Here is a 23,767-nt window from a genome sequence, read left to right as displayed (position 1 = left end):
GTCCATCAGCCTCAGTCCGTCAGGAGTCGCCGAGCATCGGTCCGAAACTGGGCCGGTCCGCCAGCCTGGGGTCGTCGCGGTCCGGGACCACCATGACGGGCCCCTTGGCGTGGTGGAGGACGCCGTCGGAGGTGGAGCCCAGCAGCATTCCGGCGAAGCCGCCGCGCCCGCGGGTGCCGACCACCACGAGTTCCACGTGCCGGCTGGCCTCGACGAGGATGTCGACGGGCGAGCCGTCCACGAGCTGCGTCTCCACCTCCAGCGTGGGGAAATGGCTCCGCAGCCAGGCCACGCCGGCGTCGAGCTGGACTTTAATGTCGGCGAACAGGGCCTCGCGGTCCATCGGGGTGGGTACCCAGGCCAGCGAGCCGGTGTACTGCGGCACGGCGCACACGAGCCGAAGCCGGGCGGAAAGCCGTTCGGCCTGGGCCGCAGCCTCGAGCACCGCGACGCGGGCCTGCTCGGAGCCGTCAACGCCGGCCACCACTACGTTCTCGACCGGCTGGCGGCCGGACTTCGCCCGTTCGGCCAGGACATGCTTGTCGCTGGTGGTTTCGCCCAGGCGGTCCGCGCAGATCAGCGGCACGGTGACCGTGGGACACTTCGCGTGGGCGGGCAGCGCGCTGCTGACGGAGCCGAGCAGCCTGCCCACGAAGCCGCCGCGGCCGCGGGTCCCGAAGACCAGGAGCTCCGCGGTCTCGCTGATTTCCAGCAGCACGCCGGACGCGTCGCCGTTTTCCACGGAGGCGTCGACGTCGATGTTGTAGCCGGAGACCTTGTCGAGGGCGTGTTTGAGAATGGCTTCGGCGCCTTCTCGGATCACGGAATCATCCACAGTGGCGTAGCCGCCGTCCAGCCCGGACGCGGCGAAGATCGGAACCGAATAGGCGGTCACGATATGCAGCGGGCGGCGGCGACGCTCGGCCTCGCGGGCTGCCCACACGAGGGCGCAGTGGCTGTGGTCCGAGCCATCCACACCCACCACGATTCCCCGAGGAGGCGCCGGTTCGCCGCCGGTCTCCCACTCCGGCTCCGGGTGCACCTGTTCACGGCCCATGGGGTCCGCCTCCTCGCGATTCTTGCCTGATGTTGCGGCTATTCTGCCAGAAGTACCTGCGCCCGGCGTGCACCGGCGAGGCGACCCTGAATCTGCGCGCAGGAACCCCTGATTTTCCTCACTATTCTCGGTTAATTGCGAACATTCAAGACGGCGGCCGGGCGGCCCCGGCGGCCCGCCCCCGAAGGATTTACGCAGAGTTAACACGCCGTTTGATGGCCGGGATTTCCGGGCTTTCGGGGCCGTTCCCGAAGGATGGCGGGCGCGAAAACGGCGGAAATCAGCGGGCTTCAGCCAATGTCCTACCTCCCCTATCCACGGGCCGGAATCTTAGGTATCCTTCGAGGCATTGCTGAACCGAGACCGGCATGTCAGAACGCAGCCGCTGGGGTTGATTGCGTGAGAGCCAGGTCTAGGTCAGCGTCCGGGGTTTCACCCCGCGACTGGCACCATTTCGAGGAGGAACCCTGCAGTGTCGAGCATGCCTTTGTACGGGGGGATTGAGCGGACCACGGCCGTAGTCATCGGGACGGGTCTCTCCGGCCTGGCAGTGGCCAGCGAGCTCCAACGCCGCGGCGTTGCGTCCATCATCGTGGACGGGCTCGACCTCCTGGGTGCCGGCCATCCGGCCAATACGTCCTCGCTCCAGCGCTGCGACGCGGCGGACGCCGCCAGCTTGAAGGAGCGCAACGAGATCCTCCGGCACCTGCGCAACTACGCCGCAAGCCACAAGCTCGACGTGCGGAACAACATCCGGGCCCTGCAGCTGGACCACCTCCAGGCCGGGACGGACGGGGCCCCCACCGAAAAGTGGGCCGTCCAGACCCCGGGCGGAGTCCTCCTGGCAGACCATCTTGTCCTGACCCGCTGCGCCCACAGCCAGCTGCGCCGCATGCTCTCGCAGCTGGGCATGGCGGCCGGACAGAACCTCATGGCGGCAATGCATGCCCTCGGGATGTACCTCGTGGGGGTGGGCGAGCTCATAACCCCCACGCCCAAGGAAGTCCTGCGCCAGGCCAAGGTGGTGGGGCAGGCGATCTCCGCCAAGGTCTACCCGGAGGGCATTCCCACGTTGCTGTCCGGCGGCTTCGCCCTGGCCGCTCCGGCTTAGCAACGCGGGGTCAGATACGGCCCATCAAGGGGCGCCGGATGGGCGCGAAGTGACCCCGCGTTGCTTCTGGTCAGCTGTCGGGGTTGCTGGCTGTGTCGCTGTTCGTGTCGCTGTTGGTGTCGCTGGCTTCGTCTGGCGTGAGGCGGCGTTTGGCCATCAGGCCCAGGGCCACGAGGATGCCGACGCCCACGGCGACGAAGCCCATGACACTCCAGGGAAACGGCTGTGAGTCATTCGATGCCGGGGCCGGGGCCGGCGTGATGCCCGGCTGGGCGGTGCCCATCGTGGGGACCGCGGCAGCCGCCGTCGTGCCCGTTGCCCCAGCCGTTGCGGTGAAGGTGAAGCTGCCCTCGATCGGGTGGCCGTCGGAGCTGGCCACCCGCCACCGTACCGTGTACTTGCCAGCGGGGGCGCCCGGCTTCAGCTTCTGCGCGGCGACGTTGTCCACGATCGCCACCGGACCATCCGCCCAACTGGCGCCCGCGGCGTCGGTGACCTGGATTTCCGATCCCAGGGCCAGCGGATTGTGGTTGAACGTGACCGAGACCTGCTCCGGCGGCGCCGCGAGGGTTGCTCCGTTGGCCGGGCTCGTGGACTCAGCGGTATCGTGGGCCGATGCCGGGCCCACCGTTCCCAGCAGGACGGCCACGAAGACGACGGCGCCCAGCAGGGCACTGAGCAGTTGTCGGATAAGGCGCATGGGCAGGCTACTCCTAGTGTTGTCTTCCTTACAGACTAGGCGAAAACGCGGGGGTCGCTGCCGGGCTCCCAATAGGCTTGAGGTCACACCCATCACTCCCGGAGGACCAATGTCAGGACTAATGCTCAAACAGGGCTCTGCACTCGACCGGTATTTCAAGATTTCCGAGCGGGGGTCGAACTTCTCGCGCGAGATCCGCGGAGGGTTCGCCACGTTCTTCGCCATGAGCTACATCGTGGTGCTGAACCCGCTGATCCTCTCCGGGCCGGATTCCACCGGCGCCACGCTCGGCTTCCCCGCCGTCGCCGCCGTCACCGCCTTCGTGGCGGGCATCCTGACGATTCTCATGGGCGCGTGGGCCAAGCACCCCTTCGCCTTGGCGACCGGGCTGGGCGTCAACGCGTTCGTCGCCGTCACGGTGGCCACGAACCCCGGCCTGTCCTGGCCGGACATGATGGGCCTGGTGATGCTCTCGGGCATCACCATGCTGATCCTGGTGCTCACCGGCTTCCGGACGGCCGTGTTCAAGGCTGTCCCCGAGGGGCTGAAGACCGCGATCGTGGTCGGCATCGGCCTGTTCATCGCCCTGATCGGCCTCGTCAACGCGGGCTTCGTGCGCCGCATCCCGGATGTCGCCGGCACCACGGTCCCGGTCGGCCTGGGCTTCGACGGAAAGCTGCTGGGCTGGCCCACCTTCGTGTTCGTCTTCGGCCTGATCCTGACCATTGCCCTCGTGGTCCGCAAGGTCAAGGGTGCGATCCTGATCGGCATCGTCGCCTCGACCATCCTGTCCGTGATCCTGGAATCCATCCTGCACATCGGCCCCAGCTTCGACGGCAAGAACCACAACCCGCAGGGCTGGTCCCTGGTCGCGCCCAAGTTCTCCGAATGGGCCGCCCCGGATCTGTCCCTGATCGGCAAGGCCAACCCCTTTGGCGCCTTTGAGCACCTCGGCTTCGTCGCGGCGACCCTGCTGGCATTCGTGATCCTGCTCAGCATCTTCTTCGATGCCATGGGCACCATGGTGGGTCTGGCCACCGAGGCCGGCACCATCGACAAGGACGGCAACATCCCCAACGTGGACCGCGTGCTGCAGGTGGACGCTCTCGGCGCGATCATCGGCGGCGGCGCCTCCGTCTCCTCGAACCAGATCTACGTCGAATCCGGTGCCGGCATCGGCGAAGGCGCCCGTACCGGACTGGCGTCCATCGTCACCGGCCTGCTGTTCCTCGTGGCCATGTTCTTCACCCCGCTGATCAACCTCGTGCCGTTCGAGGCCGTGGCCCCGGCCCTCGTGATCGTCGGCTTCATGATGGTCTCGCAGGTCGGCAAGATCGACTGGCAGGACTGGGGCATCGCCATCCCGGCCTTCCTGACCTTCACCCTCATGCCGTTCACGTACTCGATCGCCAACGGCCTGGGCGCTGGCTTCATCACATTCGTGCTGATCCGCCTGTTCCAGGGCCGGGCCCGCGAAGTGCACCCGCTCATGTGGGTTGTGGCGGCCGCGTTCACGCTGTTCTTCGCGATCGGTCCGATCGAGGCGGCCCTCGGCATCCACTAGGCCTCCGGCTTTCCTTCCCGCCCCTTCCCTTCCCTTCCCTTCGCGCCGAGGCGGCATTTCGCGGCAGTGTTTTCCAAAAACATTGCCGCGAAATGCCGCCTCACGGTGTTTAAGGGCGGTGTTTTAGGGTGTTCAGGCGGGGATTCCGGGATTCCGGACGGCCCGACGGCGGATCGGCTGGTTTTCGGGGGCCGGCTGGGGTGAGCTAGGACCATGGTTTCTCCCGCGCTCCCCGTTGATGTCCCGCCGCAGCCCTGGACCGGCAGGTTCGATGGCGACGGCGCCGAGCACCGCCGCTGGTGGCAGGCGGTGACCGCCTATGCTCCGCCCGCCGGCACGGCAGCGTCCCCGGCCGGCGCACGGCCCGCCGCCGACGCGCGGCCTGCCGTCGACGCGCGGCCTGCCGTCATCCTCGGCTTCGGCAGCGACGAAGGCGTGCGACGCAACAAGGGCCGCACCGGCGCCGCGGCTGCCCCTGCCGCCATCAGGGCCGCCCTGGGCCCGCTCGCCTTCCACCTCAGCCGGGACGTGCTCGACGCCGGCGACGTCACGGTGAGCGACGAGTCCCTTGAGGCGGGCCAGGCGCGCGCCGGCCGGGCCATTTCCCGGCTGATCGACGCCGGGCAGCTTCCCGTGGTGCTGGGCGGCGGCCACGAAACCGCGTACGCCAGCTACCTCGGCGTGGCCGGGTCGGCAGCCGTGCGCGACGGGCTGCGGGTGGGCGTGCTGAACCTCGACGCCCACTTCGACCTCCGCGACGAGCCCGTGCCCAGCTCGGGGACGCCGTTCCTGCAGATGGCCCGCGCGGAAGCCGCCGCCGGCCGCGAGCTGAAGTACGCCGTCGTCGGGATTTCGGAGCCGAACAACACGCGGGCGCTGTTCCGCACCGCCGACGAACTCGGCGTGGACTACCTGCTGGATGAGGACTGCTCAGCGGAGGCAGCGCAGGCGTTCGTGGCGGCGTTCCTGGCGCAGGTTGACGCGCTGTACCTGACGATCGACCTCGATGTCTTGCCGGCTTCCGTGGCCCCCGGTGTGAGCGCCCCCGCCGCGTATGGCGTGCCGCTGCCGGTGATCAGCGCCGTGTGTCGGCAGGTGGCCGCGAGCGGGAAGCTCCTGCACCTGGATGTTGCGGAGCTGAACCCGGAGTTCGATATCGACGCCCGCACCGCCAAGGTGGCCGCACGGCTGGTCAACACTCTGCTGGGGTAGGCAGCGTCAGCCGGCCGCCGCCGGCGGGGGCCCGGAGTCGAGCGCCTGCTGCAGAAGCGCCTGCGCGGACCAGCGCATCGAGGCCAGGGCCTGGTCGCGCGAGAGCCCGCCGATGTCCGTCAACCAGACCAGTGCCTCGATCCCGATCGCGCTGCGAACGGCCAGGGCCAGGGCACGGATTGCGGGTCCGGACAGCCTCCCCTGGAGCGGTGCGAGCGCTTCCTCGATCCAGGCGATGGCCCGTCCCTGCCTGAGCGGCAGGGCCGACTCTCCGCGGTCACGTTCCAGGGACAACCTGAGCATGGTGCGCTGTTGCGCCTCGGTGTTGACGATCAGCCGGGTGAATTCCAGCACCACGGCGTCCAGCCGCTCCGCGGGATCCTCGGGGGCGCCAGCCGGCAGCAGGGACTGCCGGGCCGTTTCCGGATGGGCCGCAGCGAGGAGCTCCCGCTGGCTTGGGAAGTAGCGGTAGGCCGTGCTCCGGGCGACGCCGGCCGCCGCGGCGGTGCCATCAACAGTCGGGGTGTCCCCTGCCGCCACCTGCTCCCGGGCAGCTGCCACCAGGGCCTCGAACGTGCGGCGCTTCTGGCCTGTCCGGCCGGCGTCCCGGTAGGGGGTTGACATGACCTCCATGGTACTCCAGTCTTGTTATGGGACATGAGTCCCATAAGTTCCTCATCGAAGAGGCGATCCCATGGAAGCGGTCAGCAGCGAGACAGCCATCATCCGTGCGGAAGGCCAGGGCGAGCGGCGCTGGTTCTTCGGCGGCGGAGTCCACACTTGGAAGGCCAGGGCCGGGGAGACCGGCGGGGCGTTCCTGCTCTTCGAGGACCAGATGGCCGGCGGGAAGATGACGCCGCTGCACAGCCACCCCGATTCGGACGAGACCATGTACATCCTGGAGGGCGAAATCCTCGTGCACGTGGACGGCGCGGACCACCGGATCGGCGCCGGCGGCCTGGTCGTGGCGCCGCGCGGAGTTCCCCATGCCTTCATGGTGGTCTCCGACTCCGCCCGGATGCTCTGCCTGCACACGCCCGGCTGCTGTGAGGCGTTCTACTGGGATGCCAGCACGCCGCTTTCCGCGGACGGCGCGGCCGGTGGCAGTCCAGACGGCACTGCCGGCGCGGGCCCGGTGGACTTCGGCAACGTCCAGGAGTCTGCGCGCAGGAACGGCGGCATAGTGCTCTTGGGGCCTCCGCCGTTTGCCACGCCTTAGCCGCGGGCGACTCACCAGCCGCAGCCCCGGCTCCCCCTCCACGAAAACAAGGCTGCTCCGAACGGAAAACGCCCCTAACGCAAAAAGTCCCCGTCTCTCCGGACCAGGCCACGCAACGCGGGCCGGTTCGGAGGGACGGGGACTTCTTTCGAGTGTTAGCTGCGGCGCACCTGCACGCCGTCGGACTGCAGGAAGAGCTGCGTCTCGGACGGCCCGGCGGGGACCAGCCAGAGGACATTTCCGCTCTGTGAGACTTCTTCGACCTCACCGGCTGCAATGACCTGGGCGTGCTTGACGATTTCGACCCGCTCGCCGACCCTGAGGCCGCTCCAGTCGGAAACCGTGGCTGCGGATGCAAGGCGTCTGGACAGTACCGTGCCGCGTGCTTTCATTGAACTTCTACCCCTTTGTATGTGTTCTTTGCCACAACTTCATTGGTGTGACTTTCCATTTGTACTACAGTTCCCGGGCCCCCGCTTGCCGTGTCGCCAAAGATTTCGGGGGCGCCGGGAATTGTTCAGCTGCCGTGCACTTTGTTTCTTCTCAGGCGAGATTTCCGACGGCGGATTCGGCCGCCGCCCGGACCGCGCCCGACGCCACCAGCGCGTCGGCCGCTTCGAGCTCCGGCGACAGGAACCTATCGGTGCCCGGACCGTCGACGACGCCGCGCAGCGCGGCGATCACGGCCGTGCCCGCAGGACCCGGGGTGAGTTCACCGCCGGAGAGCTGGGTGCGGATATCCAGTGCCCGGGCGGAGGTCACGAGTTCGACGGCCAGGACGCGGCGCAGGTTCTCCACCGCGCGGCGGAGCTTGCGGGCCGCGTGCCAGCCCATGGAGACGTGGTCCTCCTGCATCGCCGAGCTCGGGATCGAGTCCACCGACGCCGGGACGGCCAGCCGCTTGTTGTCCGAGACCAGCCCGGCCTGGGTGTACTGGGCGATCATGAGGCCCGAGTCGACGCCGGGGTCCGAGGCCAGGAAGGCGGGCAGCCCGTGCGAGCGGGCCGGGTCCAGCATCCGGTCCGTCCGGCGCTCCGCGATGGAGCTCAGGTCGGCGACGGCAATGGCCAGGAAGTCCAGCACGTAGGCCACGGGGGCGCCGTGGAAATTGCCGTTGGAGCTGACGCGGCCGTCGGGCAGGACCACCGGGTTATCGATCGCGGCGGCCAGTTCACGGGAGGCGACCAGGGCCGCGTGGTCCACGGTGTCGCGGACGGCGCCGGCCACCTGGGGTGCGCAGCGCAGCGAGTAGGCGTCCTGGACTTTGGTGTCGTTGATCCGGTGCGAGGCCACGATCGGGGAGTTGGACAGGACACGGAGCATGTTGTCCGCGGCGGCGGCCTGGCCCGGGTGCGGGCGGAGAGCGGCGTGCAGCTCGGGCAGGAACACCTGGTCCGTGCCGAGCAGCGCCTCGACGCTGAGCGCGGCGGTGATGTCCGCCGTCGTGAGCAGCTGGCGGATGTCGGCGATGGCCATCAGCAGCATGCCGAGCATGCCTTCGGTGCCGTTGACGAGGGCGAGGCCCTCCTTTTCGGCGAGGGTGACGGGTTCGATCCCGTGCGCGGCAAGGAGCTCCGCGACCGGGCGGCCGTCCCTGCCGCCATAGAGCTCACCGTCGGGACCTGTCGCTTCGCCTTCGCCCATCAGGACCAGGGCACAGTGCGAAAGCGGCGCGAGGTCGCCGGAGCAGCCGAGCGAGCCGAATTCGCGGACCACCGGGGTGATGCCGGCGTTGAGCACGTCCACCATGGTCTGCAGGACCACGGGGCGCACGCCGGTCCGGCCGGAGGCCAGGGTCTTGGCACGCAGGAACATGATGCCGCGGACCACCTCGCGTTCCACGGCCGGGCCCATGCCGGCGGCGTGGCTGCGGATCAGGGACTTCTGCAGCTGGGTGCGCAGCTCGTTGGGGATGTGCCGGTTGGCCAGTGCCCCGAAGCCGGTGGAGATGCCGTAGGCCGGGACCTCGCTGTGGGCCAGGTCATCGATGTGGGCGCGGACCTTGGCGACGGCGTCGAGGGCGTCCTGGGCGATGGTCACGTGGGCGTCGTGGCGGGCGACGGCGACGACGTCCTCGGGCGTGACGCCGCTGGAGCCGAGGGTGACGGTGAGCGGTGAGTGGGTGGTGAGAGTCATTGAAATCTACCTAGGTCTAAGTGTTGGTTCGGCGTCCTCGTCGGTTGCTCCGTTGTGGCCCTTTTCAAGGCTCAAAACGGCGTTTGCGGAGCAACCGACGAGGTTTTCGCGAGTCTCGTTAGCGGGACTCTGACATGGGGATGCGGACGCCGCGTTCCTTGGCGACCTCGACGGCGCGGTCGTAGCCGGCGTCGGCGTGGCGGATGACGCCCATGCCGGGGTCGTTGGTGAGCAGGCGTTCCAGCTTTTCCGCGGCGAGGTCGGTGCCGTCGGCGACGGAAACCTGGCCGGCGTGGATGGAGCGGCCGATCCCGACGCCGCCGCCGTGGTGAATGGAGACCCAGGTGGCTCCGGAGGCGGTGTTGAGCAGGGCGTTGAGCAGCGGCCAGTCGGCGATCGCGTCGGAGCCGTCGGCCATGGCCTCGGTCTCGCGGTACGGGGACGCAACGGAGCCGGAGTCGAGGTGGTCGCGGCCGATGACGATTGGCGCCTTGACCTTGCCCTCCTTGACCAGCTGGTTGAACAGCAGCCCGGCCTTGGCGCGTTCGCCGTAACCAAGCCAGCAGATGCGGGCCGGCAGGCCTTCAAACTCGACCCGTTCCTGCGCCGCGTCGATCCAGCGGTGCAGGTGCTTGTTCTCGGGGAAGAGCTCCTTGATGGCCTTGTCCGTAACGGCGATGTCCTCCGGGTCGCCGGAGAGGGCCACCCAGCGGAACGGCCCGAGGCCCTCGCAGAACAGCGGGCGGATGTAGGCCGGGACGAAGCCAGGGAACTCAAACGCACGGTTGTAGCCGCCAATGCGGGCCTCGTCGCGGATGGAGTTGCCGTAGTCGAAGACCTCGGCGCCGGCATCCTGGAACTCGACCATGGCCTGGACGTGCTTGGCCATGGAAGCCTGGGCCTTCTTCGTGAAACCTTCCGGGTCGGCCGCTGCCTCGCGGTGCCATTCCGCCACGGTGATGCCCTCGGGCAGGTAGCTCAGGGGATCGTGCGCGGAGGTCTGGTCCGTGACGATGTCCACGGTGAGCTCGCCCGCGTTGTGGCGGCGCAGGATCTCGGGGAAGACCTCGGCGGCGTTGCCGACGTAGCCGACGGACCAGCCGCGGCGCTCTTCCTTGGCTTTGAGCACCTTGGCGATCGCGGCGTCGAGGTCGGTCTCCACCTCGTCGAGGTAGCGCTTGCCGGCGCGGCGGCGCAGGCGGGTCTCGTCGACGTCGACAATCAGGCAGGCGCCGTCGTTCAGCGTGACGGCGAGCGGCTGCGCGCCGCCCATGCCGCCGCAGCCGCCGGTGAGGGTCAGGGTGCCGGCCAGGGTGCCGTTCTCGTCCCCGGTGAGCTTGCGGGCGATCGCGGCGAAGGTCTCGAACGTGCCCTGGAGGATGCCCTGGGTGCCGATGTAGATCCAGGACCCTGCCGTCATCTGGCCGTACATCATCAGGCCCTCGGCCTCGAGCCGGCGGAACTCGGGCCAGTTCGCCCAGTCGCCGACGAGGTTGGAGTTGGCCAGCAGCACGCGCGGCGCCCACTCGTTGGTGCGGAAGACGCCGACCGGTTTGCCGGACTGGACCAGAAGGGTCTCGTCTTTCTCCATGGTTTCCAGGGTGCGGGTGATGGCGTCGAACGCGGCCCAGGACCGGACGGCGCGGCCGGTGCCGCCGTAGACCACGAGGTCATCGGGGCGCTCGGCAACCTCGGGGTCGAGGTTGTTCATGAGCATGCGCAGCGGGGCTTCCGTCTGCCAGCTCTTGGCGGTGAGCTCGGTGCCGCGGGCTGCTTTGACCGGGCGGGCACCGGTGGTGAAATCGGCGGGTGCCATGGGGGGCTCCTTTGTTTCGTGGTGGTGTCTGTGCTGAAGGGTGTGTGGTGAAGGCTTGTGCTGAACGGTGTGTGCTGAGTGCATCAGGTGGATTGAGGTTCTGTATCAACTAAAGCCCCTTCGCGTCCCCGGAAACAGGGCCTTCGGAGGGGTGCTGTCCGGGATTCCAGACCCTCCCCCTCCCCAACTAGGTCGCAGTTAAGGCCGTTTTGGGGGCTCAAAACGGCCCCTGCTGCCAGCTAGTTGGTCGGGGGCGCGGTCAGGCGGGGTCAGGCGGGGCGGCCGTGGATCCGGACCGAGAGTTCGTCGGCGACTTTCTGGACCCGGGCGGCCAGGACCGGCCACTGGTCCGCGGGCAGCCTGTCCTCGAGGAAGGTCACGGCGACTGCTGCGGTCGGCCACCCGACGTGGTCGGTCACGGCGGCGGCGATCGAGCCGAAGCCGGGCGTGACCTCGCCGTGTTCGGTGGCGTAGCCGCGCTGCCGCACCTGGTCCAGGTGCGAGGACAGCGCGGAGTACTTCATGATGGGCGACTCGGTTTCGTGCCGGGCCGTGAACGCGGCGGCGTTCGGGTACAGCGCCCGCACCTGGGACTTCGGCAACGCGGCAAGAATCGCGCGGCCGCTCGCGGTGAGGTGGCTGGGCAGCCGGACGCCGACGTCGGTCACGAGGGACGGGCGGTTCTTGGCCCGCTCCTCGACGATGTAAAGCACGTCGCGGCCGTGCAGCACGGCAAGGTGCGCGCTTTCGCCGATCACGTCCACGAGCGAGGCGAGCATGGGCCGGCCCAGCCGGGACAGCGGCTCCTGGCGGGAATAGGCCGAACTGAGCTCGAAGGCGCTGATGCCCAGGCCGTAGCGCTGCTCCTCGTGCAAATGCAGCACGAAGCCGTTCGCCTCCATCACGCCAAGCAGGTGGTAGACGCTGGAGCGCGGCAGTCCCAGGGCGGTGGCAATGTTCGACGCCGCCATCGGCCCGCGCTTGGAGGCCAACAGTTTGAGGATGCGTAGGGTGTTTTCCGCCGCCGGCACCTTCGACGCCACTTTGGCGCCGGCGTTCCGGCGGACGGTCTTGGCCTCCGGCACGCTAGCGGCCGAGGCGGCGCCCTCAGCGGCGGCCTCGGCGGCGGAAATTTCAGCTGCTGGCGCGGCCGCGGGCAGGTGGCTCAGGGTGGAACTGGTGGCTGGCATGGGTCCTCTTCGAAAACGGGCGGTGTCCGGTATCCCGTACTTAAGCATGCGCCCGCGCGGGGCTGTCCGCCAGACCGCTGTCCGCGGACGCTGTCTGGCATCCCGGACAATACCGGCTGCGGCAGTCCCACCCGTGCGCTTCGGAAGCCGGCCCGGCCCCGCCGCCGGTGCGGAAGGACTACGATCTGGAGCATGAAGCAGACGTGGGAGCCAGCCCAGGACGGCGTCCTGGTGCTTCCGTCCGGCCGGAGCATCCGCGGCCGCGGACTGCACTATCCGCTGCCCGACGGCCCGCTTCCCGAATTCGGCCTCTACCTGCTCGGCAAACAGCCGCCCCGGGTGGACTGGGAGTCCCGATGGCTGCTCTGGCCCGACCTGCGGCTCCCGGTCGACCCGCAAGACGCCCTGGACGCGTTCCGGGAAGTCTGGCGCCGGGCGGAGGCCGAGCGGGTTGAAGTGGCCTGCTGGCGCGGCATCGGCAGGACCGGCACCGCGCTGGCCTGCATCGCCATCCTGGACGGAGTACCGCCCGCCAAGGCGGTGGCCTACGTCCGCCGCCAGTACCGACGTCGGACGGTGGAAACTCCGTGGCAACGGCGCTACGTCGCCCGCTTCCGGCCTGAAACGCCATAGCGGCGCACTCAAGCCCGACGGCGTTCACTCCGCGCTGGCGCTGCCCGGTGGGGCGTTCGCTCGTTACCCCGCTACCGGGCCTCCCCCGCGACGCTCAAATGGTGACGACGGCCTTCCCGCGGACATTGCCGTCGCGCAGGTCCTGGATCGCCGCCGGCGCGTCGGCCAGGGCGTAGCACTTGCCCACGACGGGCGTCACCGCGCCCGCCTCGATGAGCCCGGTCAGGAACCGGAGGTCCTCCGCGCGCTCGACCGACATCACGCCCTTGAGCTGCTGGCCGATGAACGCGGACAGCAGCCCCGCGCCGATGGAGCGCTCAAACCCGCCTGTCAGCCGTCCGCCGTTCTCCCCGCCGACGACGGCGAGCGTTCCCTTCGGCGCGAGCGCCCGCCGGAGGACGGAGAGCGGTCGGTTGCCGGCGATGTCGATAATGAGGTCGTACTGCCGGGACCCGTCCGCGAAGTCGTCATGCTTGTAGTCGATGACCTGGTCCGCGCCGATTGACCGGACCAGATCGGTCTTCGCGGTGCTGCACACCCCCGTCACCTGCGCCCCGAACGCTTTGGCGAGCTGCACGGCGTAGGTGCCGACGCCGCCGGCCGCGCCGACGACGAGGACCTCCTGCCCGGCCTGGACCCTGCCGACATCCCGGAGCGCCTGCAGCGCCGTGACGGCGGAGATCGGGACGGCGGCGGCCTGCTCGAAGCTGAGATTCTTCGGCTTCAGGGCCAGCTTGTCTTCCTTCGCGCACGCGTATTCGGCGAAGGATCCCTCGCAGGTGCCGTACACCTCGTCCCCCGGCCGGAAGCCGACCACGTTCCTGCCGACGGCTTCCACGCGGCCCGCCACGGCCCGGCCCCGGATGCGCGTCTTCGGTTTCGTCAGCCCGAAGCCGATCGCGCGGGTCAGGTACGGCAGCCCCGTCATGAGGTGCCAGACGCCCTGGTCGACGCCGGCCGCCCGGACCCGGATGAGCACATCGTCATCCCCGGGCACGGGAGCGTCGACGTCACGCAGCTCGAGCACCTCGACAGAACCGTAGGTGTCCTGGGTGATTGCCTTCATGGTGCTTCTCCTTCGGAGTCGGGTGCGGAGCCGGGGTACTGGAAGACGTCGTCGAGCGGAACTTTGAGGACGTGGGCGATCTGGAATGCCAGCTCCAGCGACGGCGAGTATCGGCCCTGCTCGATCGCGATGACCGTCTGCCGGGTCACGCCGATGCGCTCGGCGAGCTCCGCCTGCGTCAGCTCGCCGTTCTCGAACCGCAGGCGCCGGATGGAGTTCGTGACCCGGGTCGGCTTCACCACGGCTGGAAGCCCCGGCGGTAGGCGACGACCTTGGCCACCGAACCCAGGATCGCCGAGAGCACGAACGCCAGGTAGATCACGTTGGAGATCCAGAAGTAGTCGAGCTCGGCCATGGCCAGCAGGAGCGCCGCCACGGCCCCCACCACGAGGAACGACTGCCCGATGTACTCGCCGAAGCGGTAGATCTCCTTGTCCCGCTGGTCCTTCATGCCGGCATCCTTCGCGGACAGGGCCCGGATCACCAGGTGGAGCAGGATCGACAGGACGATCGAACCGCCGACCGTCCACAGCAGCGGCGCCACGTACGGCACTTCCGTGAGCGGCATGGTGCGGGCCAAGCCGAGGACGACGGCGAGGTACACCGCATAGGCGCCGGCCGCCAGCACCCCCATGATCCAGGCGCTCTTCTCTTCAAATGACATATGCAGCTCCCGCGCAACGAGCCGGCCGCAAAACAAGCCGCATCTAAAACAAACCTGACACCTCAAAGTAAAGAAAACCTGACATGATGTCAAGAGTTTTCGACTTGCCCGGGTCTGAGTCCGACGGCGGAGGCAACCCCGGGGTGGTCCCCCGCGGGGTTTCCCCATCTTTGCCACCACGACGGCGGGACGCGCCGGCGTCGCGGGGCCACACGCCGTCAGGCCCCGGCAAAGGCGGGGAAACCCGGCGCCGCACAGTCTGAAATCAAAGACACGAAGTCCCGGTGAGCCTCATCACAGCGGCGCCGGACATGGTCTGCTGGATAGCGATCCCCCTCCCAATGACGAGAAGGTATTCGCATGCAACAAGCCCAAACCGCCACAAAGCCGGCATCTGCCGCAGCGGACGCCGGTAACGCCGGTAACGCCGGCGGTCCGGTCGCCGCCGTCAGCGCAGCCGTCGATTCCGTGCTCAGCCGGGGACTGAACGTCCGCCACATCCGTTTCATGGCCCTGGGCTCGGCGATCGGCACGGGGCTGTTCTACGGCTCCGCCTCCGCCATCCAGAAGGCCGGACCTGCCGTCTTGTTCGCTTACATGATCGGCGGCGCCGCCGTCTTCATGGTGATGCGCGCCCTGGGCGAAATGGCGGTGCGGCATCCGGTGTCCGGGTCCTTCGGCCAGTACGCGAGCCGTTACCTGGGGCCGCTGGCCGGGTTCGTGACCGGCTGGACCTACGTGTTCGAGATGGCGATCGTGGCCATCGCGGATGTCACGGCCTTCAGCATCTACATGGGATTCTGGTTCCCCGGGGTGGAGCGCTGGGTCTGGGTCCTGGCGATCATCTTCTTCCTGGCGGCCCTGAACCTGCTCAGCGTCAAGGTCTTCGGCGAACTGGAGTTCTGGTTCTCCCTGATCAAGGTGGCGGCCATCATCGCCATGATCGCGGGCGGCGCGGCAATCATCGTCTTCGGATTCCAGACCGGCGGAGCCACCGTGGCGCCCGGGCTGGGCAACCTCGTGGAGCACGGGGGCCTATTCCCCAACGGCTTCGAAGGGCTCCTCGCCTCCTTCGCGGTGGTGATGTTCGCGTTCGGCGGGGTGGAGACCCTCGGCATCACCGCCGGTGAAGCCGCCGACCCGAAGAAGGTCATCCCCAAGGCCGTCAACACCGTCCCCGTGCGCGTCCTGCTGTTCTACGTGCTGACCCTGGGCGTGCTGATGAGCCTGTTCCCGTGGGACGAAATCGGCAGCAACGGCAGCCCCTTCGTGCAGATCTTCAGCAGCCTGGGCATCCCGGCGGCTCCCCACATCCTCAACGCCGTAGTGATCACGGCGGCGCTCTCTGCCGTCAACAGCGACATCTTCGGTGCCGGCCGGATCCTTTTCGGCCTGGCCCGGCAGGGCCACGCCCCGGCGAGCTTCGGCAAGGTCTCCCGTCACGGCGTGCCGTGGATGACCGTGGTGATGATGACGGGCATCCTGCTGGTGGGAGTGGTCCTTAATGCCGTGATCCCGGAGGATGTCTTCCTGCTGATCGCCTCAATCGCGACCTTTGCCACCGTCTGGGTCTGGGCCATGATCCTGGCCTCCCATGTCGCCATGAAACGCGAGATTGCCCGCAAGGGCCTGCCGGCGTCGGAGTTCCCGTCCCCGTGGTGGCCTGCCGCGTCCGTTCTGACCATCGCGTTCATGGCCCTCGTGATCGTGATCCTGGGCGCCTTCGAGGACACCCGGGTGGCGCTGTATGTGGGCGCCGTCTGGCTCGGCCTCCTGGTGCTTGCCTACCGGCTCTGGGTCCGCGGCCACGGCCGGGCGCGGGCGGAACTCGCCGACGAAACGGCGCAGCTCCCGCAGGTTCCCGCCGGACGGTAACGGTGCCGCCCGGGCGCTTCCGGCAACCCCAACGGTCTCCCGGAAGCGTCCCCGCGGGGTTAAGATCAGGCATGGTTCCCGCCGCCAACCTTCTAACCTTTGCCCTTGCCGCCCTCGTGCTGATCGCCGTCCCGGGGCCCAGCGTGTTGTTCGTGATCGGACGGACCCTGGCCCTGGGACGCAAGGGCGGCCTGCTGAGCGTCCTGGGGAACGCGGCCGGCGAAGTGGTCCAGATCGCCGCGGTGGCGCTGGGCGTGGGAGTGGTGCTGGCCCAGTCCCTTCTGCTCTTCAGCGTGGTGAAGTTCGCCGGCGCCGCCTACCTGGTGTACCTCGGGATCCAGGCGATCCGGCACCGCGGCAGCGGCGCGGCGGCGGCGGCCCCCGCCAACCCGTCGTCCACCGCCCGGGTGCTCCGGGAAGGCTTCATTGTGGGCGCAACCAACCCGAAGTCGATTGTCTTCTTCGTTGCCGTGCTCCCGCAGTTTGTGGACTATTCCGCCGGCGCGATTCCGGTGCAGCTCGGCACCCTGGGGGCGGTGTTCCTGCTGATCGCCCTCGCGTCCGACAGCGCGTGGGCCCTCGCGGCGGGAACGGCACGGCACTGGTTTGCCCGGTCGCCCCGCCGGATCGCCGCGCTCAGCACCACCGGCGGCGTGATGATGATCGGGCTGGGCGGCACCCTGGCCCTGACGGGCACCAAGGATTAGCCCCACTCCTCCAGCAGAGCAACGCGGGGTCACTTCGCGCCCATTAATGCCCGGCAAAGTCATATGGTCGTAGCAACGCTCTGATCGATGGAGCGTTTTATGGTCAAGTTGTTTCCTCCGAATACCCGCACCGACTTCGTTGACATGGTGTGCGGTGGGATGTCGATAGTCGCCGCGGCCCGGCGTGTCGGGGTCATGCATGGGACCGGAAGGCGGTGGTGGGCGCAGTCTGGCCAGATGATGGCTGTGAACATGGGGGCGGTCGGCGGTCTTGCGGATCCGGCACCGACGGTGGAAGGTCCGGGGGGCCGGGCGTTGAATCTGGCTGAGCGGGGGATGATCCAGATGGGCCGGCGCAGCGGGCTCAGCTACGCCGCAATTGGCGAGGCCATTGGCCGGGACAAGTCGGTGGTCTGGCGGGAAGTGAACCGGAACACCAGCGCGGACGGGGTGTATTACGCCTCGGTCGCCCACACGAAGGCCCATCAGGGCCGGCGCCGGCCCAAACCGCTGAAGCTGGCCGGGGACGAGACGCTCTGCCGGCTGATCGGGGTGTGGATGGATGACGGGTGGAGCCCGAAACTGATCTCGGCGATGTTGGCCTTCTACTTCCCCGACGATCAGACTATGCAGGTGAGCCACGAAACGATCTACCAGGCGTTATACGTCCAATCCCGCGGAAGTCTGCGGGCAGATCTGGCCGAGAAGCTCAGCTTGAAGCGGAAGCAACGGGTTCCCCACGCCGCGGACCGGACCAAGAACAGCCCCTACAAGGAAGCGTTCAAGATCAGTGAGCGCCCGGCCGAGGTCCAGGACCGGGCCGTCCCGGGCCACTGGGAAGGTGATCTCATCATCGGCTCCGACGGGACCGCGATCGGCACCCTGGTGGAACGCTCGACCCGGTTCACGATCCTCCTCCACCTTCCCGGGGACCATACCGCCGACACCGTCGCTGCCGCGATGATCCGGGAGATGGCCAGCCTCCCGGAACACCTGCGCCGCTCAATCACCTGGGACCGCGGCACGGAACTGGCCGAGTACGCCCGGATCCAAACCGCCCTGGACACCACGCTCTACTTCTGCGACCCGCACTCGCCCTGGCAGCGCGGGACCAACGAGAACACCAACCGGCTCCTGCGGTTCTGGTTCGAGAAAGGCACGGACCTCTCCGTTCACACCCCGGAGGACCTCCGGCAGGTCGCCGCGAAACTCAACCGCCGGCCCCGGCCCACCCTGAACCTGGAAACCCCAGCCAACCGGCTGAACCAGCTGCTGCACGCAGCCTAACCCCCCGCGTTGCTACCACTGATTGACTTTGCCCGAGGATTATGGGCCGTAAGTGACCCCGCGTTGGTGTTGGGCGGCGGCTACCGCGCCGACCAGCCGCCGTCCATGGTGTAGCTGGCGCCGGTGACCATGCCGGCGTCGTCCGATGCCAGCCACGCCACGAGGGACGCCACTTCCTCGGGCTCCACGAGGCGCTTCACCGCTGATTCGGTCAGCATGATCTTGGCGAGGACTTCAGCTTCCGGGATGCCGTGCACCTTGGCCTGATCCGCGATCTGCGACTCGACCAGGGGCGTGCGGACATACCCGGGGTTGATGCAGTTGGAGGTGACGCCGTGCGCGCCGCCTTCGAGCGCAGTCACCTTGCTCAGTCCCTCCAGTCCGTGCTTGGCCGAGACGTAGGCGCTCTTGAACGGCGAGGCCCGGAGGCCGTGGACGGAAGACAGGTTGATGATGCGGCCGAAGTTGTTGGCGTACATGTGCGGCAGCGCGGCCCGGATCAGCAGGAACGGCGCCTCGAGCATGAGGGTGACGATGCGGCGGAAGTCGGCCGGATCGAACTCCTCGATGGGGCTGATGCGCTGGATTCCGGCGTTATTTACCAGGATGTCGCAGTCCAGGCTGAGCGTCTGGAGGGATTCGACGTCCAGCAGGTTGACGGCCCACGAGGTGCCGCCGACCTCGTCGGCGAGGGCCGCGGCGGCGGACTCGTCCACATCCGCGATCACCACCTTGGCCCCGCGTGCGGCCAGGGCGCGGACGCTGGCTGCGCCGATCCCGCCGGCTCCGCCGGTGACCAGTGCCTTGCGTCCGTTAAGCGTGTTTTCCATAACTCAGCCTTCCATATCCAAAATCCAAAGAGGCGGCCGGCTCCAGCGTGGCTGGAGCCGGCCCAAACTCAAGCAGCACGGTCACCCGCGCAGGCCCAAAAAACTCAGGCAGCCCGGTGACCCAAGCAGCTCAGCGCATGGCTGCTACGGGCAGGCCTTCGCGTTCGGCGTCGGCCCGGTCCACGTCCTCGAGGGCGATGCCCTTGGTTTCCTTCAGGCTCAGCACCGCGACGGTGGTGATGGCGCAGGCGACCACCAGGTAGATCGCGGTCGGCAGCCAGGAGCCCGTGTCCTTGAGCCACTGGGTGGCCAGGAGCGGCGCCAGCGAACCGGCGAAGATCGAGGTGACCTGCGAGCCCAGGGAGACGCCGGCGTAGCGCATCCGGGTCGGGAACAGCTCCGACATGAGGGCCGGCTGGCCGGCGTACATGAAGGCGTGCAGGCACAGGCCGATCGTGACGGCCAGGACGATGACCACCGGGTTGCGGGTGTCGAACATCGGGAAGGCGAAGAACGGCCAGGTGGCACCGGTGATGGCGCCGACCAGGTAGACGGGCTTGCGGCCCCAGCTGTCCACGAGGCGTCCGACCTGCGGGATCACCAGGAAGTGCACGACGTGGGCAATCAGCAGGGCGAGCAGCAGCGAGGAGGTGTCGTACTTGTGCACGCTCTTGAGGTAGACGATCGCGAAGCTGACCACGAGGTAGTACATGATGTTTTCCGCGAACCGGAGGCCCATGGCCTGCAGGATGCCATTGGGGTACTTGCGGATGACTTCACGGACGCCGTAGCTGACGGACTGTTCCTCTTCCAGCTGGGCCTTGGCCTCGAGGAAGATCGGCGACTCGGAGACGTGGGTGCGGATGTAGTAACCGACGAACACGATCACGGCGGAGAGCCAGAACGCCACGCGCCAGCCCCAGCCGAGGAAGTCGGCGGCGCTGAGCACGTTGGACATGATGAACAGGACCAGGGTGGCCAGCAGGTTGCCCACCGGGACGGCGGCCTGGGGCCAGCTGGACCAGAAACCGCGGGACTTGTTGGGGCTGTGCTCGGCGACGAGCAGCACGGCGCCGCCCCATTCCCCGCCCAGGGCGAAGCCCTGGATGAAGCGCAGGAAGACCAGCAGGGCCGGCGCCAGGTAGCCGAGGGTGGCGAAGCCCGGGAGGCAGCCCATCAGGAAGGTGGAGACACCGATGATGATGATGGTGAGCTGCAGGGTGGGCTTGCGGCCCAGCTTGTCGCCGATCTGGCCGAAGACAATGCCGCCCAGCGGGCGGGCCACGAAGCCGACGGCGTAGGTCAGGAACGCCTGGATGATGCCGTCCAGCTCGTTGCCGGTGGGCGGGAAGAAGTACTTGCCGAACACCAGGGTGGCGGCGGTGGCATAGAGGAAGAATTCGTACCACTCGACGACGGTTCCCACCATCGATGCTGCGACGATCTTCTTGAGCCCGGAACCCTTGGATGCGGGTGCGGCGGGGGATGTTGCAGAGCGTTCGTTTACGCTCATCTGGTTCTCCTTAGTGTCCACGGTGACACGCGCTGTGACGCACAGCACTGAAATGGCTCCATTGAGTATTGCCGCACATTTGCGGCGATTCAATGGCCAAACCGGCACCCTGTATGTGCAAAATTGCAGATATGAAAGCCAATCCCGATGACCTGCTGGTCCTGCTCGCCGTCTCCCGTTCGGCGAAATTCACGACGGCGGCCCAGACGCTCGGGCTGAACCACACCACCGTTTCCCGGCGGATCGCGGCGCTGGAGAAGGCGCTGGGCGGCCGGGTGCTCTCGCGCGCCTCGGGCGGCTGGGAACTCACCGAGCTCGGCGCCGAGGCAGTGCGGGTGGCCGAGCAGGTGGAAAGCGCCGTGCGCACCCTGGAACAGCCCGGGCACACCCCGGATCCCATCACCGGAGTGGTCCGGATGACCGCCACGGACGGCTTCAGCGCCTACATCGCCGCCCCGGCCGTGGCCCGGCTCCGCCGCGACCATCCCGGCCTCAGCGTCGAGATCATCACCGTGACGCGCCGGGCGCTCCAGCAGCGCTCCGGGCTGGACATCGAGGTGGTGGTGGGCGAGCCGCAGGTGCACCGGGCCGAAGCCGCGCAGCTCGGCGAGTACATGCTGGGAATGTACGCCTCTCGCGGCTACCTGGCCGAGTACGGGACGCCGGCCACGGTCGAGGAACTGACGGCCCACTCACTCGTGTACTTTGTCGATTCGATGCTGCAGGTGGACGATCTGGATGCCCCGCGGCGGCTGGTGCCTGCCATGCGGGACGGGCTGAGCTCCACCAACGTTTTTGTCCATGTGGAGGCCACCCGCGCCGGCGCCGGGATCGGGTTCCTGCCCTGCTTCGCGGCCGACCTGCATCCGGACCTCGTCCGGCTCCTGCCGGAGGAATTCGCGGAGCTGCTCCCCTACTGGATGGTGCTCCGGCCCGATTCGATGCGCCGGCCGGCCGTGGCGGCCCTCGTGCAGGCGCTGCGCGAACAAACGGCGGCGCACCGCGACGCCCTGCTGGGCCGGGGCGGATCCCGGCCGGTCACCCAGTAGGCGCCGTTACCGGGCGCCGACGGCCGGCCGGCTACAGAGCGGTCGGCGGGTCAGCGGGGGTCCCGGCGGGCGATTCAGCCGGGGTCCGGGCAGGGGCGACGGCGGGGGCGGAATCTGCCGGGTCGTGGCGGACGGCTGCGCCGGCCGCGAACGCCCGCACCTTCTCGTCGTTCCAGATGTGCGCGGGCACCCCGCCGCCCAGGAGGCGGCGCGCCAGGCCCGGATCGTCGTCGAACGGGCGGTCGCTGCCGGCCATGATCATATTGCCGTAGCGGCGGCCCTTGAGCATGGCCGGGTCCGCGATGAGCATGGTGTGCGCGAAGGCGTCCGCTATGGTGGCGGCGTCCTCGCGGGCATTCTTCAGGTCCGGGGCGTCGCCGGAGTTCACCACGTACACCCCGGCCGGCGCCAGGACGCGCTTGGCGTGCTCCGTAAATTCCCGGGTGGTGAGCGGCCGCGGGGTCAGCGAGCCGGCGAAGACGTCGCGGATGATCAGGTCCCGGGTCTGCGGGGTCAGGCTCTCGGTGACTTCGCGGGCCTCCCCCACCCGCAGGCGCAGCAGCGGGGCCTTGGGCAGGTCAAACCAGCCCCGGACGTAGTCGGCCAGCTTGCCGTCCAGCTCCACCACCACCTGGCGGGCGTCGGGATAGGCGGCGTGGAAATAGCGGGCCAGTGAGCATGCTCCGCCGCCAAGGTGCAGGGCGCGCAGCTTGGGCCGTGAATCGCGGGGCCAGCGTGATTCGACCAGGGCGGCGATCCAGCGCATGTACTCGAAGTCCAGGAACAAAGGGTCTGCGAGGTCAATGTGCGAGCTCATGACCCCGTTGATGCGCAGGAGCCAGCCGGTGGAATTGTCCTGGTCCGGGATCAGCTCACAATCCCCGGTGTCGATGTAATACACCCCGGCCACGGGGCCGGCCGGTCGGGACCCTTTGGGCACCTCCACCACTCCGGGCCCGGCGGTTCCGGCGCCCCGGCCCCTGCCCCGCTTGGCCATCAGATATCCCCCGCGTTGTCCATGGTTCAACCCTAGTTCACCGGGGCTTCCGGCCAGTCCGGCCTGTGGACAAGGCTAGCGGCGGACGGCGCAAACGGCCCGCCGCGGCCGCATCAAATCAACAAGCAAGGGTACTTACTATTTATTAGTAATCATGCTTACCATTAGTACTCCAGTATTGCTGGCTTCTGATCAGCAGCCGATCTTTTTGAAAGAGAGCGAAGATGACACAGAACCCATGGCCCCAGGATGGGAGCCTCGGCACCCCTACGGCCACCCAGCAGACTCCTCTCCGGCAGGCATCAACCTTTCCGCCCGTCGCCGACGGCGAAATCTATAGCGCGACACCCAGTGGTGCACCGATAACCTCGCCCCCGGAACCGGCAACCGGCGCTTCCACAACCGATACCACCAAGCATGAGGCCGCCGAAGTCTCCCGCCAGGCCGCAGATTCGGCCCAGAACGTGGCTGAAACGGCCAAGTCCGAGGCCGCCCATGTTGCCGCCGAGGTCAGGACCAACGCCCGTGACCTGCTCGACCAGGCGAAATCTGACCTCACGGACCAGGCCGGCGCCCAGCAGGTGAAGGTGGCCGAAGGCCTGCGCTCCGTCTCGACCGAGCTCCACACCATGGCCGCGGCTTCCGGCCAGCCCGGCGTAGCCACGGACCTCGTACGTCAGGCAGCCGAGCGGTCCTCCGCCGTCGCCAACTGGCTCGACGCCCGGGATCCCGGATCGCTGCTCAACGAGGTCAAGCACTTTGCCCGGCAAAAGCCCGGCACCTTCCTGCTGCTCGCGGCGGGCGCGGGTGTCCTGGCCGGCCGGCTCAGCCGCAGCCTGAGCGCCGGCGCCCCCGATTCCGCCGCGACGGCCGGCACGCGAACAACCGCCGGTACCGCCGGGGCGCCGATCAGCCGGGTACCCGACACCGGAATGGCGGTTCCGCCGCCGCCGGTACAGATGCCGGCTCCGGAAACGACGACGGCGGGCTTCGCAGAGACCTATCCGCCCAACCCGCTGGCCGAGGAAACCACGGAAAGTGACCCGTGGCCGGCGAACCCTGTCGACGCGGAGCCCTACCGCGCAACAGCCGACCGCGCGGCTCTGCGTGACGACCCCTTCGACGGCGGCCGTCGATGAGT

Annotated in this window: 22 protein-coding genes and 1 pseudogene; 10 read left to right on the top strand and 13 right to left on the bottom strand. The window is 68.4% G+C overall.

The window, feature by feature from the left end; all coding sequences use genetic code 11:
• Nucleotides 1–19: 19 nt before the first annotated feature.
• Complete coding sequence (locus LDO15_RS02010) at nt 20–1,057, bottom strand: universal stress protein (protein ID WP_223983482.1); 1,038 nt, start codon at nt 1,055–1,057, stop codon at nt 20–22.
• Between the two features lie 481 nt (nt 1,058–1,538).
• Between LDO15_RS02010 and LDO15_RS02005 the strand changes: the two genes are divergently transcribed.
• Complete coding sequence (locus LDO15_RS02005) at nt 1,539–2,168, top strand: FAD-binding protein (RefSeq protein ID WP_223983480.1); 630 nt, start codon at nt 1,539–1,541, stop codon at nt 2,166–2,168.
• A 70-nt stretch (nt 2,169–2,238) separates the two neighbouring features.
• Here the strand turns inward: LDO15_RS02005 and LDO15_RS02000 are convergent, their stop codons facing one another.
• Entirely contained in the window at nt 2,239–2,868 is a 630-nt protein-coding gene (locus LDO15_RS02000) for a copper resistance CopC family protein (RefSeq protein WP_223983478.1), read from the bottom strand.
• Nucleotides 2,869–2,989: 121 nt separating this feature from the next.
• Between LDO15_RS02000 and LDO15_RS01995 the strand changes: the two genes are divergently transcribed.
• Together LDO15_RS01995 and hutG are read left to right on the top strand one after the other, a co-directional pair.
• Nucleotides 2,990–4,432 (top strand): NCS2 family permease, encoded by a 1,443-nt coding sequence (locus LDO15_RS01995; RefSeq protein WP_223987691.1) that lies wholly within the window; start codon nt 2,990–2,992, stop codon nt 4,430–4,432.
• A 213-nt stretch (nt 4,433–4,645) separates the two neighbouring features.
• Nucleotides 4,646–5,644 (top strand): formimidoylglutamase, encoded by a 999-nt coding sequence (gene hutG, locus LDO15_RS01990; protein ID WP_223983476.1) that lies wholly within the window; start codon nt 4,646–4,648, stop codon nt 5,642–5,644.
• Nucleotides 5,645–5,650: 6 nt separating this feature from the next.
• Here hutG and LDO15_RS01985 read toward each other — a convergent pair whose 3' ends face one another.
• Complete coding sequence (locus LDO15_RS01985) at nt 5,651–6,268, bottom strand: TetR/AcrR family transcriptional regulator (RefSeq protein WP_223983474.1); 618 nt, start codon at nt 6,266–6,268, stop codon at nt 5,651–5,653.
• Nucleotides 6,269–6,338: 70 nt separating this feature from the next.
• On the opposite strand from LDO15_RS01985, the gene LDO15_RS01980 reads away from it, so the two are divergent.
• Entirely contained in the window at nt 6,339–6,863 is a 525-nt protein-coding gene (locus LDO15_RS01980) for a cupin domain-containing protein (RefSeq protein ID WP_223983472.1), read from the top strand.
• Between the two features lie 155 nt (nt 6,864–7,018).
• Here the strand turns inward: LDO15_RS01980 and LDO15_RS01975 are convergent, their stop codons facing one another.
• The 4 genes from LDO15_RS01975 to LDO15_RS01960 form a co-directional block, all read right to left on the bottom strand.
• Complete coding sequence (locus tag LDO15_RS01975; protein ID WP_223983470.1) at nt 7,019–7,255, bottom strand: hypothetical protein; 237 nt, start codon at nt 7,253–7,255, stop codon at nt 7,019–7,021.
• 151 nt (nt 7,256–7,406) lie between these two features.
• Nucleotides 7,407–8,999, bottom strand: coding sequence for a histidine ammonia-lyase (gene hutH, locus LDO15_RS01970; RefSeq protein ID WP_223983468.1), 1,593 nt, complete (start codon nt 8,997–8,999; stop codon nt 7,407–7,409).
• A 118-nt stretch (nt 9,000–9,117) separates the two neighbouring features.
• Nucleotides 9,118–10,815 (bottom strand): urocanate hydratase, encoded by a 1,698-nt coding sequence (hutU, locus tag LDO15_RS01965; protein ID WP_223983465.1) that lies wholly within the window; start codon nt 10,813–10,815, stop codon nt 9,118–9,120.
• A gap of 269 nt (nt 10,816–11,084) precedes the next feature.
• Complete coding sequence (locus tag LDO15_RS01960) at nt 11,085–12,005, bottom strand: IclR family transcriptional regulator (RefSeq protein WP_223983462.1); 921 nt, start codon at nt 12,003–12,005, stop codon at nt 11,085–11,087.
• Between the two features lie 192 nt (nt 12,006–12,197).
• On the opposite strand from LDO15_RS01960, the gene LDO15_RS01955 reads away from it, so the two are divergent.
• On the top strand, nt 12,198–12,638 hold the full coding sequence (locus LDO15_RS01955) for a protein-tyrosine phosphatase family protein (RefSeq protein WP_223983459.1): 441 nt from the start codon (nt 12,198–12,200) through the stop codon (nt 12,636–12,638).
• Between the two features lie 94 nt (nt 12,639–12,732).
• On the opposite strand, the gene LDO15_RS01950 is transcribed toward LDO15_RS01955, so the two are convergent.
• The 3 genes from LDO15_RS01950 to LDO15_RS01940 are packed head-to-tail and all read right to left on the bottom strand — an operon-like array spanning nt 12,733 to nt 14,368.
• Nucleotides 12,733–13,704: an NAD(P)-dependent alcohol dehydrogenase gene (locus LDO15_RS01950; protein WP_223983456.1), complete on the bottom strand. Its 972-nt coding sequence runs from the start codon at nt 13,702–13,704 to the stop codon at nt 12,733–12,735.
• On the bottom strand, nt 13,701–13,946 hold the full coding sequence (locus tag LDO15_RS01945; RefSeq protein ID WP_223983453.1) for a helix-turn-helix transcriptional regulator: 246 nt from the start codon (nt 13,944–13,946) through the stop codon (nt 13,701–13,703). Before LDO15_RS01945 ends, LDO15_RS01950 begins: the two co-directional genes overlap by 4 nt.
• Nucleotides 13,940–14,368 carry a hypothetical protein gene (locus LDO15_RS01940; RefSeq protein WP_223983449.1) on the bottom strand — a complete coding sequence of 143 codons (429 nt, stop codon included), beginning with the start codon at nt 14,366–14,368 and terminating at the stop codon, nt 13,940–13,942. The genes LDO15_RS01945 and LDO15_RS01940 overlap by 7 nt, the downstream gene beginning before the upstream one ends.
• Before the next feature lie 360 nt (nt 14,369–14,728).
• On the opposite strand from LDO15_RS01940, the gene LDO15_RS01935 reads away from it, so the two are divergent.
• The 3 genes and pseudogenes from LDO15_RS01935 to LDO15_RS01925 all read left to right on the top strand — a co-directional run.
• Nucleotides 14,729–16,243: an amino acid permease gene (locus LDO15_RS01935; RefSeq protein ID WP_223983446.1), complete on the top strand. Its 1,515-nt coding sequence runs from the start codon at nt 14,729–14,731 to the stop codon at nt 16,241–16,243.
• A gap of 71 nt (nt 16,244–16,314) precedes the next feature.
• Nucleotides 16,315–16,950 carry a LysE family translocator gene (locus tag LDO15_RS01930; protein WP_223983444.1) on the top strand — a complete coding sequence of 212 codons (636 nt, stop codon included), beginning with the start codon at nt 16,315–16,317 and terminating at the stop codon, nt 16,948–16,950.
• A gap of 315 nt (nt 16,951–17,265) precedes the next feature.
• Nucleotides 17,266–18,237: pseudogene (locus tag LDO15_RS01925) on the top strand (IS30 family transposase); the annotation flags it as partial.
• A gap of 80 nt (nt 18,238–18,317) precedes the next feature.
• Here LDO15_RS01925 and LDO15_RS01920 read toward each other — a convergent pair.
• A complete protein-coding gene (locus LDO15_RS01920) occupies nt 18,318–19,067 on the bottom strand; it encodes a 3-hydroxybutyrate dehydrogenase (RefSeq protein ID WP_223983442.1) in 750 nt (249 codons plus the stop codon).
• A 130-nt stretch (nt 19,068–19,197) separates the two neighbouring features.
• A complete protein-coding gene (locus tag LDO15_RS01915) occupies nt 19,198–20,580 on the bottom strand; it encodes an MFS transporter (RefSeq protein ID WP_223983440.1) in 1,383 nt (460 codons plus the stop codon).
• Nucleotides 20,581–20,711: 131 nt separating this feature from the next.
• Between LDO15_RS01915 and LDO15_RS01910 the strand changes: the two genes are divergently transcribed.
• On the top strand, nt 20,712–21,629 hold the full coding sequence (locus LDO15_RS01910) for a LysR family transcriptional regulator (RefSeq protein WP_223983438.1): 918 nt from the start codon (nt 20,712–20,714) through the stop codon (nt 21,627–21,629).
• Nucleotides 21,630–21,660: 31 nt separating this feature from the next.
• On the opposite strand, the gene LDO15_RS01905 is transcribed toward LDO15_RS01910, so the two are convergent.
• Nucleotides 21,661–22,626, bottom strand: a complete 966-nt coding sequence (locus LDO15_RS01905) for a fused MFS/spermidine synthase (RefSeq protein ID WP_223983436.1) — start codon at nt 22,624–22,626, stop codon at nt 21,661–21,663.
• 224 nt (nt 22,627–22,850) lie between these two features.
• Between LDO15_RS01905 and LDO15_RS01900 the strand changes: the two genes are divergently transcribed.
• A complete protein-coding gene (locus LDO15_RS01900) occupies nt 22,851–23,765 on the top strand; it encodes a hypothetical protein (protein ID WP_223983435.1) in 915 nt (304 codons plus the stop codon).
• The last annotated feature ends 2 nt before the right edge of the window (nt 23,766–23,767 follow it).

The sequence above is a fragment of the Arthrobacter sp. NicSoilB8 genome (genome assembly GCF_019977355.1).
In the GTDB taxonomy this organism is placed as follows: Bacteria; Actinomycetota; Actinomycetes; order Actinomycetales; family Micrococcaceae; genus Arthrobacter.
Note: the sequence above shows the minus strand (reverse complement) of the source record. Positions and strands in the feature narration are given on the sequence as shown.

Bases quoted from the DNA above. Each gene is read 5' to 3' on its own strand.
- LDO15_RS02010 (WP_223983482.1), bottom strand. From the start codon at position 1,057: ATGGGCCGTGAACAGGTGCACCCGGAGCCGGAGTGGGAGACCGGCGGC.
- hutH (WP_223983468.1), bottom strand. From the start codon at position 8,999: ATGACTCTCACCACCCACTCACCGCTCACCGTCACCCTCGGCTCCAGC.
- LDO15_RS01935 (WP_223983446.1), top strand. From the start codon at position 14,729: ATGCAACAAGCCCAAACCGCCACAAAGCCGGCATCTGCCGCAGCGGAC.
- LDO15_RS01900 (WP_223983435.1), top strand. From the start codon at position 22,851: ATGACACAGAACCCATGGCCCCAGGATGGGAGCCTCGGCACCCCTACG.
- LDO15_RS01910 (WP_223983438.1), top strand. From the start codon at position 20,712: ATGAAAGCCAATCCCGATGACCTGCTGGTCCTGCTCGCCGTCTCCCGT.
- LDO15_RS01915 (WP_223983440.1), bottom strand. From the start codon at position 20,580: ATGAGCGTAAACGAACGCTCTGCAACATCCCCCGCCGCACCCGCATCC.
- hutU (WP_223983465.1), bottom strand. From the start codon at position 10,815: ATGGCACCCGCCGATTTCACCACCGGTGCCCGCCCGGTCAAAGCAGCC.
- LDO15_RS01905 (WP_223983436.1), bottom strand. From the start codon at position 22,626: ATGGCCAAGCGGGGCAGGGGCCGGGGCGCCGGAACCGCCGGGCCCGGA.
- LDO15_RS01930 (WP_223983444.1), top strand. From the start codon at position 16,315: ATGGTTCCCGCCGCCAACCTTCTAACCTTTGCCCTTGCCGCCCTCGTG.
- LDO15_RS01975 (WP_223983470.1), bottom strand. From the start codon at position 7,255: ATGAAAGCACGCGGCACGGTACTGTCCAGACGCCTTGCATCCGCAGCC.
- LDO15_RS02005 (WP_223983480.1), top strand. From the start codon at position 1,539: ATGCCTTTGTACGGGGGGATTGAGCGGACCACGGCCGTAGTCATCGGG.
- LDO15_RS01980 (WP_223983472.1), top strand. From the start codon at position 6,339: ATGGAAGCGGTCAGCAGCGAGACAGCCATCATCCGTGCGGAAGGCCAG.
- LDO15_RS01920 (WP_223983442.1), bottom strand. From the start codon at position 19,067: ATGGAAAACACGCTTAACGGACGCAAGGCACTGGTCACCGGCGGAGCC.
- LDO15_RS01940 (WP_223983449.1), bottom strand. From the start codon at position 14,368: ATGTCATTTGAAGAGAAGAGCGCCTGGATCATGGGGGTGCTGGCGGCC.
- LDO15_RS02000 (WP_223983478.1), bottom strand. From the start codon at position 2,868: ATGCGCCTTATCCGACAACTGCTCAGTGCCCTGCTGGGCGCCGTCGTC.
- LDO15_RS01950 (WP_223983456.1), bottom strand. From the start codon at position 13,704: ATGAAGGCAATCACCCAGGACACCTACGGTTCTGTCGAGGTGCTCGAG.
- LDO15_RS01955 (WP_223983459.1), top strand. From the start codon at position 12,198: ATGAAGCAGACGTGGGAGCCAGCCCAGGACGGCGTCCTGGTGCTTCCG.
- LDO15_RS01985 (WP_223983474.1), bottom strand. From the start codon at position 6,268: ATGTCAACCCCCTACCGGGACGCCGGCCGGACAGGCCAGAAGCGCCGC.
- hutG (WP_223983476.1), top strand. From the start codon at position 4,646: ATGGTTTCTCCCGCGCTCCCCGTTGATGTCCCGCCGCAGCCCTGGACC.
- LDO15_RS01960 (WP_223983462.1), bottom strand. From the start codon at position 12,005: ATGCCAGCCACCAGTTCCACCCTGAGCCACCTGCCCGCGGCCGCGCCA.
- LDO15_RS01995 (WP_223987691.1), top strand. From the start codon at position 2,990: ATGCTCAAACAGGGCTCTGCACTCGACCGGTATTTCAAGATTTCCGAG.